This is a genomic window from Rothia terrae, assembly GCF_014705925.2.
In the GTDB taxonomy this organism is placed as follows: Bacteria; Actinomycetota; Actinomycetes; order Actinomycetales; family Micrococcaceae; genus Rothia; species Rothia terrae.
On record NZ_CP061539.1, the window covers coordinates 1,326,315 to 1,339,323 of the forward strand.

Below are 13,009 nucleotides of genomic sequence, written 5' to 3' on the forward strand. Positions count from 1 at the left end.
GTGAGGGCGACGCTGGTCGATCATCGACTGAGCGGCGTGGGGATGCCTATGGCAATCAACCAGCTGTGTCCAATGACCATCGGACACACATCTATAGACTGTACCAGACTTTGCCAGCCAAACCTCTAAGATTTATGCCACAGAAACCGTGTTATTGCTGGTTCAGAGCGTAAATAATCTTATTGAAAAGGTTCTCTGCAATGACAGAGCCTTCACGGCGAACGTCCTGGGGGAGAACCCGTAGAACGCGATCGAGTTTAACTTCAGATGCACGCCCCTTTGAGTCCCATGAGCCGGTACCGATATCAAGGTATCGCGGGTCACGATCTAAAACGTTGGTGTTGTCTTTGCTGGTCAGCATCAGGGCCAGTAGGTACTGGTTGTCGCGTCCAATAATAAGCACGGGACGATCTTTACCTTGCGAGTAATCTTCCTGGTAAGGAACCCATGTCCATACCACTTCACCTGAGCCTGGTTGACCATCAGGTTGAGGGGAGTAGGCTGCGTGAACTGTGCCTGAGTAATCGCCGGGGTAGGGAGCTGACAATCGCGAGGCGGCTGTTCCATGCGTGGGAACGTTTTCGGGAGAGGTATAGCCAGCCGGGCGAGATTCCTGGCCGGAAGTGGGTTTTTGGAGTTTCTGAACTTTTTGATATTCGCGGTAGGCGCGTTGACCGAAACTGATGATCTTTCGGACGGTGGAGAGATTGAAATTCATGTTTTAACTTTACCGCTGTACCCACGCTACGCATTGAGTTTCAAGATGAGCTAGACAAAAACTTTGCCGGATAGCTACATCACCGTGCTATTTGCCACCCGGCAGATATCGGATTGGAATACGTTTTCTACGGTTGCCTTGTTAGAATTAACTTTTGAGTTTTCAACGGGCATTTTGTGTGCCTCATATCTACTGTTCTTCGCGTGAGCGCGCGTGTAGAAAGGACGATACCTACGTGTCACCCTTGGCCACTAACCCTCCGGTTCCTTCGGCAACAAATCCAGCCGTCATTCGCAATTTTTGCATTATTGCGCATATTGACCACGGTAAGTCGACCCTCGCTGACCGCATGCTGCAGGCTACCGGAGTTGTTACACCCCGTGAGATGAAGGCGCAGTATCTTGACCGTATGGATATCGAACGTGAACGCGGCATCACTATTAAGTCGCAGGCCGTTCGTATGCCGTGGGAAAAAGATGGCGTGAATTATGCGTTGAATATGATTGATACCCCCGGTCACGTTGACTTCACTTACGAGGTATCACGCTCGCTGGCTGCGTGTGAAGGTGCGCTTTTGTTGGTGGATGCGGCTCAGGGCATTGAGGCTCAGACCCTGGCGAATCTGTACCTGGCAATGGAAAATGATCTGACCATTATTCCTGTGCTTAATAAGATTGACCTTCCGGCAGCTCAGCCTGATAAGTATGCGGAGGAACTCGCTCATCTGATTGGTGTCGAGCCCGAGGATGTTTTGCGTGTTTCAGGTAAAACCGGTGAAGGCGTGACAGAACTTCTGGACCGTATTGTTGAGCTTCTCCCCGCGCCTGAGGGTAAGGCGGATGCTCCTGCCCGAGCTATGATTTTTGACTCAGTCTACGATTCCTACCGCGGTGTGGTTACTTATGTTCGCGTGGTGGATGGCCGTTTGGAGTCGCGTCAAAAAATTAAGATGATGTCTACTAGCGCCGAGCACGATCTACTTGAAATTGGTGTGATTTCGCCCGAACCCAACCCCACTAAGGGTCTTGGCGTTGGTGAAGTAGGCTACTTGATCACCGGTGTTAAGGACGTCCGCCAATCTCGTGTTGGCGATACCGTCACTAGCTCAGTGAATGGAGCATCAGATTCTTTGGGTGGATACGAAGATCCCAAGCCCATGGTGTTCTCGGGATTGTTCCCTATCGACGGCTCTGACTACCCGGTCCTGCGTGATGCGCTGGACAAACTCAAGCTGAACGACGCAGCTTTGATTTATGAGCCTGAGACCTCGGCAGCACTCGGCTTTGGTTTCCGCGTAGGCTTTTTGGGTCTCTTGCACCTTGAAATCGTACGCGAGCGCTTGGAACGCGAGTTCAACCTCGACTTAATTTCTACAGCACCCAACGTTATCTACGATGTAGTGGACGAATCAGGCGAGACTCGTCGTGTGACTAATCCCAGCGAATTCCCCGAGGGTAAAATCGCGGAGATTCGTGAACCAATGGTTGCGTGTACGATTATTGCGCCCAGTGAATTTATTGGTGCAATTATGGAGCTTTGCCAGTCCCGTCGCGGCATTATGGGGGGCATGGACTACCTGTCACAGGATCGTGTTGAACTTCGTTACCGGTTGCCGCTTGCTGAAATTGTCTTCGACTTCTTTGATCAGCTGAAATCACGTACCAAGGGTTATGCCTCATTGGATTGGAAACTCGATGGTGAAGAAGAAGCTGACCTCGTCAAGGTCGATATCCTCTTGCAGGGTGAGAAGGTTGATGCTTTCAGCGCGATTACTCACCGAGATAAAGCGTATTCGTATGGCGTGATGATGACCGGTAAGCTCCGTGAGCTTATTCCTCGCCAGCAATTTGAGGTGCCAATTCAGGCAGCCATTGGCTCACGCATCATTGCGCGTGAAAATATTCGCGCGATTCGCAAGGACGTTTTGTCGAAGTGCTATGGTGGCGATATTTCACGTAAGCGTAAGCTTCTTGAAAAGCAGAAGGAAGGTAAGAAGCGCATGAAGATGGTGGGCCGTGTGGAGGTTCCCCAAGAAGCCTTCATCGCTGCGCTTTCTTCTGGCGAAGAGTCAAAGGATAAGTCCAAGAAGTGACCCCAGCTCAACCTTTAGGTTTGCCTGCTCCGCTCGATGGTTCGATTCCGCAAGAATCCACCATCGGCGCGGAGCATCGCGCTTTTAGCCTGTATGTGCATGTACCGTTTTGTTCGATTCGGTGTGGTTACTGTGATTTCAATACGTACGCTGTTGATGATTTTGGCAATGGTGTAGGTCTTGATTCTTATGCGCAGGACGCCATCGCTGAGCTGGATTTTTCGGCTCGCGTCCTTCGGGATAATGGGGCACCTGCACGGAAGTTGCATACCGTATTTTTTGGTGGCGGGACGCCCACCAAATTGCCTGCTCGCGATCTGGTGCGCATCCTCCAACATGCTATTGATTTGTTCGGGCTGGAAGATAATGCAGAAGTAACCACCGAGGCAAATCCAGATTCTGTGACCGCGGAAGATTTGCAGGTGTTAGCTGATGGTGGTTTCACTAGAGTTTCTTTTGGAATGCAATCTGCTGTTCCGGAAGTTCTAGAGGTTCTGGATCGTACTCATACTCCAGCTAATGTGCCCAAGGTAGTTCAGTGGGCTAAGGATGCTGGTTTGCAGGTTTCGGTGGACCTTATTTATGGCACACCGGGTGAGACTTTGGAGCAGTGGGTACAGTCGATTAAATCTGCGATCAGCTACCGCCCTGACCATATCTCAGCGTATTCACTCATTGTTGAGGACGGTACCAAACTAGCGGTGCAGATTAAGCGTGGACAGTATGAGTTGCCCGATGATGATCTCATGGCAGATATGTACACCGAGGCGGAAAAACTATTGTCTTCGGCAGGTTACCGGTGGTACGAGGTCTCAAACTTTTCAACTAGTCCACAGACTCAAAGCACCCATAATTACGCGTACTGGAAGAACCAGGACTGGTGGGGCATTGGCCCCGGAGCGCATTCTCATATCAACGGCACTCGTTGGTGGAACGTCAAGCACCCCGTTGCCTACTCTGGGCGCATCCGAAACAACCAGTCTCCAGCAGCTGCACGCGAGATACTTGAGCCCTCCACCCGGGACTTTGAAAATATCATGTTGATGCTGCGAACCGTAGAGGGCGTCTCAACTTCTTATCTCCAAGAGATCCACGGTGAGGCGTTAGAGCCAAAACTTCAATGGCTTGTTTTACAAGAACTAATTGACTCCACTGAACTAGCCAACGGTAGGGTTGTCCTGACCTTCAAGGGTCGTCTGCTGGGGGACGCAGTGACGCGGGAGCTTCTGCCAGAAACCGAATAAAGAGCGTTTAACTAAGCATCGGGGGTAGCAAAGCTTTGAAGCTTTGCTACCCCCTATGCGCTTAATAGATGTTATTTCTTGCGAGAAATCATATCGAACAAGCGAGTGTTCATGGGGTAGAGATAGGGGTTACCCTTATTGACTTTGATGCCACCGACCAAGGACATCACTGCAAGATAAGCCCAAATCAGAGCGGCAAGCATACCGAAAAATCCGCCAACGTCGGGAACGGTGCACAGAGCGAAAGAAACAACGAGAACAATCGTTGGCAACAAGGTGAAGTTCAGTGCTTCGCGCGATTCCTGCTGGGTGAAAGGGCCACGTCCCTTGTAAAGGTAGTAAATAACTGCTGAAGGTACGCAACCTAGAACACCGCTGAAATGAGCGAGTGTTGCGATATTGCGGTCTTCAGAAACGCTTAAATTACCAGCAGCAGCATGGGTTCCTTCGAATTGTGAGTCAGAAGGAATCTTAGTTGCAGTATTCAAGGGCAGCTCATTCTTATAGGGGTTTACAAGGGGGAAAGCATCGATAAACGCTTTACGTCATGTTTATTTTATGAAGAAACTAGGTGATTGCACAGGGAATCTAACTAATTTCATCAAGAGATTGCTCACAGAATTATTGGTCAACCGTCAAAAAGTCAATCAGTTGTTCGACAGGTCCAAGTATCTGCGGTTCCAAATCGGAATAAGAATCAACTTTGGATAACATTAATTTCCACGACTGAGCGATGCCGGCTTGCGTTGAATGTGGCATACCTAGTCTTTTGAGGATGCCTTCTTTCCATGATTCTGTGCGGGGCACTACCGGCCACTTAGAAAGACCCAGGGTTTTAGGCTTAATAGCTTGCCACACATCCACAAATGGGTGCCCCACCACGAGAACATTCCCTTTTGCCCCGGGCACGCGAAGAGCATCTTCAACAATTCTGCTCTCTTTGGTACCCGTTACGAGGTGGTCAACTAGAACCCCCAATTTTCGTTGTGGTGACGGGCCGAATGCTTGAATAGCGCCGGCCAAATCGTCGACGCCGTGCAAAGGCTCAACAACGATGCCCTCAACCCTTAGATCATGTCCCCACACTTTTTCAATCAACTCAGCGTCGTGAGTTCCCTCAACCCAAATGCGTGACGCTCGAGCAACTCGTGCAGGAGCATTTTCAACCTCGATTGAACCTGATCGTGAAATTTTAGGTTGAGATGGCGCGGTCTTCTTTTTGGGCGCTACGACGATGACGGGCTCGCCCTCAAGCAGAAATCCCGGCCCCAGAGGAAATTTTTTGACGCGTCGGGCAGCGTCCTCAAGTCCAAAAACCTGCATCCCGCCGATTGTCTCAAAAGAAACAACAATTCCTACCCAGCCTGATTGGACGTCCTCCAATAAAAGTCCTTTTTGGAGGTAAATGGATTTCGCCTTCGGTGTGTTGTGTTGCTGGGCGAGGACACTCAAATCCTGAGCCCCCCACGAAGTGGCACCGCTCATGCTACCCCTTGCTCTCGTCATGAATGAATTCTTTTAATTGTGCAGTATCGGCAGCCGCTCTTGTGCCAACAGCGTACGGGTAGGCGCAAAACTCAGAAAAATATTAGAGTAAGAATTAGCACTCTGCTCTCTAAAGTGCCAGTGGACAACGTGTGGAAGGAGGATACACTCAGGTGAACCGCGAGCGCCAGCTGAAAGTTTTACAGGCAATCGTTGAAGACTATGTTCATTCTCGAGAACCGGTGGGTTCTAAGGCTCTGATTGAGCGCCACAATATGAAGGTCTCGAGTGCCACTGTCAGAAATGATATGGCTTCATTAGAAAATGAAGGGGTGATTACTGCCCCTCACGCCAGTGCTGGCAGAATTCCAACCAATAAGGGCTATAGGCTATTTGTTGACCAGATTGCAGCGGTCAGACCCCTGTCTACAGCGCAAAAGGACGCAATCGAACGCTTTCTCGACTCTGCTGATGATGTAGATCAGATGATGGATCGAACGGTTCGTTTGTTGTCGCAACTCACTCACCAGGTCGCGGTCGCTCAGTACCCGATAATCTCTGAACCGCTTGTTCGCCATATAGATTTGGTTCCTCTTGGGGCGCATCAGTTACTGTTGATCGTTGTCTTAAGCAATGCCGAGGTGCTTCAGAAACAGCTGAAGCAGGTCAATATCTCTGATGCAGATATACCTGTGCTGTGCAGAACCGTCCGCGCATCCGTTTTGGAGAAGGATTCCGCTGTTACGCCATCCGTTTCCCACCGCCTGCGGGCCGCTTATGACACCGTTATGTCGGCCGTAGAGCAGCTGATGCGGCATCATCAAGTGTCCCGCCTAGCTATTGCCGGTACGTCCTATCTTGTTGAATCAACCGATGATTTCTCACACAGTATCGCTCCGATTCTCGACGCGCTTGAAGAACAAGTTGTGGTCTTGCGACTATTAGATGAGCTTCAGCAAGATCAGCGTGGATTTTTAGTACGCATTGGATCTGAAAATGAGAAAGAGCTACTGAACGATACAGCGGTGGTTGCCTCTGGATATGGCCAGGAAAACGTCTCTAAACTAGGGATTGTCGGGCCTACACGCATGGACTATTCAGCGAACCTAGCCGCTGTACGAGCTGTAGCTAAATATTTGTCGCGTTTAATGTAATCAATCTAATGCGATTCAAAGCTTTTAATTATTAACACAGAGTATGAAGAGGAAAGAGTATCCGTGAGCGATCACTACGAAACCCTGGGTGTCTCTAAAGACGCCAGCCCTGAAGAAATCAAGAAGGCATACCGTAAGAAAGCTCGCACTCTCCATCCCGATTTGAACCCGGGTGAAGAAGCGGCCAACGAATTCAAGCGAGTTTCGCATGCCTACGAAGTTCTCTCAGACCCCGAAAAGCGTAGCAATTATGATCGCACTGGCAACGAGAACGGCAATCCCTCTGGCTTCGGCGGCGGTGGCGGCTTCGGCGGTTTTGGAGGCTTTGAAGATATTTTCAATACTTTCTTCAGCCAGCAGCCGCAGGGGCCCGCTAGCCGTACTCGCCAGGGACAGGACGCGCTCATTCAGGTACGCGTTGACTTGGTAGATGCTGTCTTTGGCGTGAACAAAGAAATTACCGTAGATACTGCGGTGAGCTGTGACGTCTGTGAAGGCGAAGGCACAGAACCCGGTTATAGCCCAGAAACGTGTGATACCTGCGGCGGTCAGGGGTACATGCAGCGTCAGGTTCAGTCTATTCTCGGCACCGTTGTACAGCCCGTTCAGTGCCCCTCCTGTAACGGGTATGGCACTGTTATTAAGCATCCTTGCCACGAATGCTACGGCGAAGGGCGCGTACGTGAGCGTAAGCCGCTGACCATCAAGATTCCTGCTGGCGTTGCTGATGGCACTCGCATCCGCCTTTCGGGTCAGGGCGAGGCTGGGGTTGCCGGTGGAGCTAACGGTGATTTGTATGTAGAGCTTCGGGTAAATCCGGATCCCACGTTTACCCGCGACGGCGATGATTTGCACGCAACGATTGTCATTTCAATGGCTGCTGCGGCTTTGGGCACTGCAATTACTCTGGATAGCTTTGACGGACCTCAGGAAATCTCCGTCAAGCCTGGCACCCAAACCGGTGATGTTGTAACGCTCAAGGATTTGGGCGCTACCCGTCTGCGCGGTGGTGGTAGGGGTAGCCTGCACGTTCATTTTGAGGTGCGCATCCCTGACGATCTCACCGACCACCAGCGCGATTTGTTGCGTCAATTCGCAGAATCACGCAACGAGGACTTGGGACGAAGCGAGGTCGTAGAGCAAAAGCATCACACCGGTTTCTTCTCACGATTCAAAGAACGTTTTCAGTAAATAAGGGTTAGGCACAGGCTAAGCTATGACGTCACCAGTTTTTTATGTTGAGCCTTCAGAATTATCAAAGGTTGAGGTTGGAAGTTTCATTGCCCTCACCGGCGAAGAAGGTCATCATGCACGAAACGTGAAGCGACTTTCATCTGGGGAGTCTGTTGATATTGCAGATGGCGAAGGAACGCGAGCTGTCGGCGTCGTAGAGTCTGTTCTGCCTGAAGGTTTGAGTATCCGCGTCATCGAAATGGCGCACGAGTCACGGTCTCCTCGGCTTTACCTTGTCCAGGCTTTAGCAAAGGGCGATCGTGACATCATGGCCATTGAGATGGCTACTGAAGTTGGTGTTGCCGGTGTTATTCCTTGGCAAGCTGACCGTTCAATCGTTCGGTGGAAGGGCGAACGTGCAAAGAAGGCTCATGCCAAATGGCAAAATGTTGTCTCTGCCGCAGCTAAACAATCTCGCCGGTCGCTGATTCCTACGGTGTATGACCTTCACACGTCAAAGCAGCTTACCCAAACGATTGCCGAGGTGACGGGCGAAAATGCAGCTGTATTCATACTTCACGAGCAAGGCAATCAGCAGCTCACCTCTGTTCTAGCTGATACTAATCTCTCAAGCACCGAAGAAATTTATGTAGTGGTGGGGCCTGAAGGCGGAATCTCCCCTGAAGAGCTGGATGCGTTTGTGCAAGCAGGTGCGCAGGTCACGCTCTTAGGACAAGAAGTTCTGCGAAGCTCAACAGCCGGTCTTGCAGCGCTATCGGCTGTAAACATCGCGGTGAAGCACTGGTAAACATTGCCAGATGCTCGTTTTCTCGAGTCACACTTTCTATCTCGTTGACTCTAAAACTTGTACTGTAGTACTAACACTTACTTTTCAGGCTAGGAGCTCTGAGCAAGTCCCATAGGGGACGAATTCTTTTATGACTATTAATTCCACTTCATCATCACGTCCGTTGTCTGTGGCTCGTACTTTTTCATTCAAAAATCGTACAGAAATGGTTTCCGTACTAGGTCCGCATGATTCATCTCTGGCGCTCATTGAGCAGCAGTTCCCAGGTGTCTCTTTGCGCCCTAAAGATTTGGATATAGTGGTCACTGGCCCGTCAGAGACAGTTGCTACTACGGTGCGTTTGTTGGGCGAGCTACGCATATTAGCAAACAGCGGTTCAATCATTTCGCAAGAAGTTGTGACCCGTATGCTCAAAATGCTAGCTGTCGAGATGGCGGCTCCTGCTGAAGCTTTGAGCCAAAATATTCTAAGTTCGCGCGGCAAAAGCATCCGCCCCAAGACTATTAACCAAAAAACATACGTTGATGCTATTGATGATGCCACGGTTGTTTTCGGTATTGGTCCAGCTGGTACCGGTAAGACTTATCTCGCGATGGCTAAAGCAGTTCAGGCTTTGCAAGCTAAAGAAGTTAACCGCATCATTTTGACGCGTCCGGCTGTTGAGGCCGGGGAACGGCTAGGCTTTCTGCCGGGATCGCTCAACGATAAGATCGATCCTTACCTGCGCCCTTTGTACGATGCGTTGCACGACATGATGGATCCCGAAGCCATTCCACGACTGATGGAATCTGGAACCATCGAGGTTGCTCCGCTTGCTTATATGCGTGGACGCACCCTCAATGATGCTTTCATCATTCTTGATGAGGCTCAAAATACTACGGTGGAACAGATGAAAATGTTCCTCACCCGCTTGGGATTCGGCTCAAAAATGGTGATTACCGGCGACGTGACGCAGATCGATTTGCCCAACGGTCAGGCCTCGGGTCTAAAGCAGGTTCGCGAGATTCTGAAAAACGTTGAGGATATTCATTTTTCGATCTTGGAATCTGTGGACGTCGTTCGTCACTCGTTAGTGTCAGATATCGTGACTGCTTATGACCAATGGGATGAAGACAAAACAGCGATGGAAAGAAAGCGCAATCGCAAAGTAAAACGCGCGACAATCGAGGCTGCAGCAGAAAAACTTTTGGAGCGCTCAGGCGTTGATACTTCGAAGGGCGAGAAATAACCAATGGCCACAGAATTTGAGATTGAGGAAGTCCCAGCCACAGCTAACTCTTTTGTACAGAAGGCATTTTCTGAAGTAAGCACAGAAGAGCTGACTCGTTTGGTGGATTTTGCTTTCAACAAGTTATATCTGTCTCCTGCTACTGAACTTTCAATTAATATCGTGGGGGAGCAAGAGATGGAGCGAATTCACCTTGAATGGATGGATTTGCCTGGCTCAACAGATGTCATGTCATTCCCAATGGATGAGATGACCGAAGGCACAGCAGATGAACTGGCTGAAGGTATGCTTGGCGACATCGTGCTATGCCCACCCGTTGCCGCGCGCCAGGGCGCTGATGCTGGTCACTCCACCAGCGATGAGCTCTGTCTGCTGACAGTTCACGGAATTTTACATTGTTTGGGCTATGACCACGCCACCGCTGAAGAAGAGGCAGAGATGTTCGGGATTCAGCGCTCAATTCTTGAGGAGTTTTTAGGTCGACCAGCTCCCGTTGAAACGAGGCACTAACTGCAATGATGCTTTCACTAGGTTTATTTGCGGCAAGCGTCCTTTTAGCTTTTCTTTGCTATGTCCTAACTGCAACTGAAACAGCTTTTACCTATATCTCAGGTTCTGATTCTGACCGGCTGAGGGAATCTGCTCGTTCCAAGCGTTCCATTCGTCTGGTGGATGAGCCCGAACGCTTCATGTTCGCAACCAGAGTTTGGAAAGTTATCTTTGAGACGGCGTCCATCGTCTTGTTTTACGTGCTTGTGGATCGTTTTACAGATAACCGCCCCTGGGTAACGGCGATTATCACAGTGATTGTGATGAGCTTGGTGGGCTTTGTCTTGTTCGGTGCCCACCCCAAATACCGGGGTCGATCAAATCCGTATCGTGTGTTGCGCACCTTTGGTGGATTGACTTATCTTCTGGGGTCAATTCTTGGACCACTGCCCGATTTGGTATTGGCATGGGGTCGCAAGGTAAACCCGTCTGAGGCTGAAAACAAGGCCGGATTTTTTACTGAAGATGAGCTTCGCGAGTTTGTTGACCGCGCCAACACTACCGATGCAATCGAAGATGACGAGGCACAGATGGTTCACTCCATCTTTGAAATGGATGAGACTCTTATTCGTTCATTGATGGTTCCACGTACCGACATGGTGACGATCGGTATTGATGAGCCTTTGGACGATGGTATGAATCTCATGCTCCGTTCAGGTTATTCACGCGTTCCTGTCCTGGGCGAAAATGTGGATGACGTACGCGGACTGCTCTATCTGAAGGACGCGACCCAGGCTTTTGTTAAAGCGCGAGCTGGGGGAGTTCTGCCTTCCATTGCAGAAATTATGCGCGAACCTCGCTTTGAGCCGGAGTCTAAGCGCGCTCTTGAGCTCCTTCAAGAAATGCAGCGCGAATCCACTCACGTTGCAATTGTCATCGATGAATACGGTGGCACGTCCGGTTTGGTGACACTTGAGGATCTGATTGAGGAGCTGGTTGGTGAAATCGCTGACGAGTACGACAATGAAAAGCCTGAAGTGGTCATGCAAGAAGATGGCACTTTCAAGATTAGTTCTCGTTTGAGTGTTTTTGAACTGGGAGAGACGTTCGGTATCGATCTTGAAGACGATGATGTTGATACTGTTGGCGGTCTGCTTTCGAAGCATCTAGGACGCGTGCCAATAGTTGGAAGCGAAGTCACGGTGGAGGGCCTGCACATTCGTGCTATCGGCACCCAGGGACGTCGCAACCAGATTGCAACCTTGCTGGTGTGGGCTGAACCAGGACTTCACGAACCAGAAGACCACGTAGTAGCGCATCCATAATTTTGTTGTTCACAGGGGAGAAACGTATTGACGTTTCTCCCCATACTGGTTGAGATTCACACTGGCTAAAGCAAGAAAAAGCGTGTCACTTTCAATCGATAAGCTGTAGAGTTAGCCCTTAGTTATTTTGTTTTTATCGTTACGAAGGTGACAGTATGGATTTTGCTTCCTTCCCGGAGGACTTTACAGCAGGCTTTGCTGTGATGGTCGGGCGTCCCAACGCAGGTAAGTCAACTCTGACTAACGCGTTAGTGGGACAGAAAGTTGCAATTACGTCCAACCGCCCTCAGACTACACGTCATACCATTCGCGGCATTGTGCACCGTGATAATTTTCAGCTAGTTCTGGTTGATACCCCCGGTCTTCATAGACCTCGAACTCTTCTTGGTGAGCGCCTCAACGACATGGTGGCTGAAACTCTGGCTGAAGTGGATGTTATCGGTTTCTGCATTTCTGCAAACGAGAAGATTGGCCCAGGCGATCGGTATATCGCTCAGCAGTTGGCGGCATCCGGCAACAAGCCAGTCGTTGCGATTGTCACTAAAGCCGACACTGTGAGCCAGGAGGAACTGGCTATTCAGCTACTTGAGGTTTCTCGTTTAGGCGAAGAAATTATGAGCGCAGAACGCGCTACTCGTGCTGAACGCAAGCGTCGTCAGCAGCCACGTAAAAAGGGCGATACCAATCTGGCTTTCCGTAAGGATTCTGGCCCGGCAGCTCAGCGTCGTAAATCTCAAGCAAGCTCTGATACCCCGGTGAATGACGGAAAAGGCGGATGGGCCGATATTATACCCGTGTCGTCTGTCAAAGGTTTCCAGGTTGAGCAGGTTGCTGAACTTCTTGCCTCTCATATGCCTGTTTCTCCACCGCTTTACCCTGAGGGGGAGCTAACGGACGAGCCCGAGATGACACTTGTGGCGGAGCTCGTTCGCGAAGCAGCGTTGGAGGGGGTGCGTCATGAACTTCCCCACTCCGTTGCGGTGACTGTCGAAGAAATGGAACTTCGCGAGGGACGTCCGGAGGACAACCCCTTGGTAGATATTCATGTCAATCTATACGTCGAACGTGATTCACAAAAAGCTATCATCATTGGCAAACGTGGGTCACGACTGCGTGAAATCGGTGCAACTGCCCGCCAGAATATCGAGGCATTGCTGGGTACTAAGGTGTATCTAGATATCCACGTTAAGGTAGCTAAGGACTGGCAGCGAGATCCCAAGGCGTTAGGACGTCTAGGGTTCTAAGCATTCTTTAGGCCCTCTTCAGGTAATACCGGGGTTATGCGGTTACCCT

12 protein-coding genes are annotated in these 13,009 nt (G+C 50.3%); 9 read left to right on the plus strand and 3 right to left on the minus strand.

Annotation, left to right across the window (positions count from 1 at the left end; translation table 11 throughout):
* Window positions 1-151: 151 nt before the first annotated feature.
* Window positions 152-718, minus strand: coding sequence for a type II toxin-antitoxin system PemK/MazF family toxin (locus tag IDM49_RS06225; RefSeq protein WP_190723896.1), 567 nt, complete (start codon window positions 716-718; stop codon window positions 152-154).
* A 235-nt stretch (window positions 719-953) separates the two neighbouring features.
* Here IDM49_RS06225 and lepA point away from each other — a divergent pair, with 235 nt between their 5' ends.
* Both lepA and hemW read left to right on the plus strand, forming a co-directional pair.
* On the plus strand, window positions 954-2,810 hold the full coding sequence (gene lepA, locus IDM49_RS06230) for a translation elongation factor 4 (RefSeq protein ID WP_190723897.1): 1,857 nt from the start codon (window positions 954-956) through the stop codon (window positions 2,808-2,810).
* Complete coding sequence (gene hemW, locus IDM49_RS06235) at window positions 2,807-4,054, plus strand: radical SAM family heme chaperone HemW (RefSeq protein ID WP_190723898.1); 1,248 nt, start codon at window positions 2,807-2,809, stop codon at window positions 4,052-4,054. The genes lepA and hemW overlap by 4 nt, the downstream gene beginning before the upstream one ends.
* A 71-nt stretch (window positions 4,055-4,125) precedes the next feature.
* On the opposite strand, the gene IDM49_RS06240 is transcribed toward hemW, so the two are convergent.
* Entirely contained in the window at window positions 4,126-4,542 is a 417-nt protein-coding gene (locus tag IDM49_RS06240) for a DUF4870 domain-containing protein (protein WP_228008024.1), read from the minus strand.
* Window positions 4,543-4,675: 133 nt separating this feature from the next.
* Window positions 4,676-5,539, minus strand: coding sequence for a DUF3097 family protein (locus IDM49_RS06245; RefSeq protein WP_190723899.1), 864 nt, complete (start codon window positions 5,537-5,539; stop codon window positions 4,676-4,678).
* A 173-nt stretch (window positions 5,540-5,712) separates the two neighbouring features.
* Between IDM49_RS06245 and hrcA the strand changes: the two genes are divergently transcribed.
* The 7 genes from hrcA (at window position 5,713) to IDM49_RS06280 (ending at window position 12,960) form a co-directional block, all read left to right on the plus strand.
* The gene (gene hrcA, locus IDM49_RS06250; RefSeq protein WP_168613912.1) at window positions 5,713-6,693 is read left to right on the plus strand and encodes a heat-inducible transcriptional repressor HrcA; all 981 of its coding nucleotides are present in this window, start codon (window positions 5,713-5,715) and stop codon (window positions 6,691-6,693) included.
* Window positions 6,694-6,756: 63 nt separating this feature from the next.
* Window positions 6,757-7,884: a molecular chaperone DnaJ gene (gene dnaJ, locus IDM49_RS06255; RefSeq protein ID WP_168613913.1), complete on the plus strand. Its 1,128-nt coding sequence runs from the start codon at window positions 6,757-6,759 to the stop codon at window positions 7,882-7,884.
* 25 nt (window positions 7,885-7,909) lie between these two features.
* Entirely contained in the window at window positions 7,910-8,674 is a 765-nt protein-coding gene (locus IDM49_RS06260) for a 16S rRNA (uracil(1498)-N(3))-methyltransferase (protein WP_190723900.1), read from the plus strand.
* Between the two features lie 130 nt (window positions 8,675-8,804).
* Window positions 8,805-9,902, plus strand: a complete 1,098-nt coding sequence (locus IDM49_RS06265; protein WP_228008025.1) for a PhoH family protein — start codon at window positions 8,805-8,807, stop codon at window positions 9,900-9,902.
* Window positions 9,903-9,905: 3 nt separating this feature from the next.
* A complete protein-coding gene (gene ybeY, locus IDM49_RS06270; RefSeq protein ID WP_190723901.1) occupies window positions 9,906-10,412 on the plus strand; it encodes an rRNA maturation RNase YbeY in 507 nt (168 codons plus the stop codon).
* A gap of 5 nt (window positions 10,413-10,417) precedes the next feature.
* Entirely contained in the window at window positions 10,418-11,716 is a 1,299-nt protein-coding gene (locus tag IDM49_RS06275) for a hemolysin family protein (RefSeq protein WP_228008026.1), read from the plus strand.
* A gap of 155 nt (window positions 11,717-11,871) precedes the next feature.
* Window positions 11,872-12,960, plus strand: a complete 1,089-nt coding sequence (locus IDM49_RS06280) for a GTPase Era (protein ID WP_190723902.1) — start codon at window positions 11,872-11,874, stop codon at window positions 12,958-12,960.
* Window positions 12,961-13,009 lie beyond the last annotated feature (49 nt).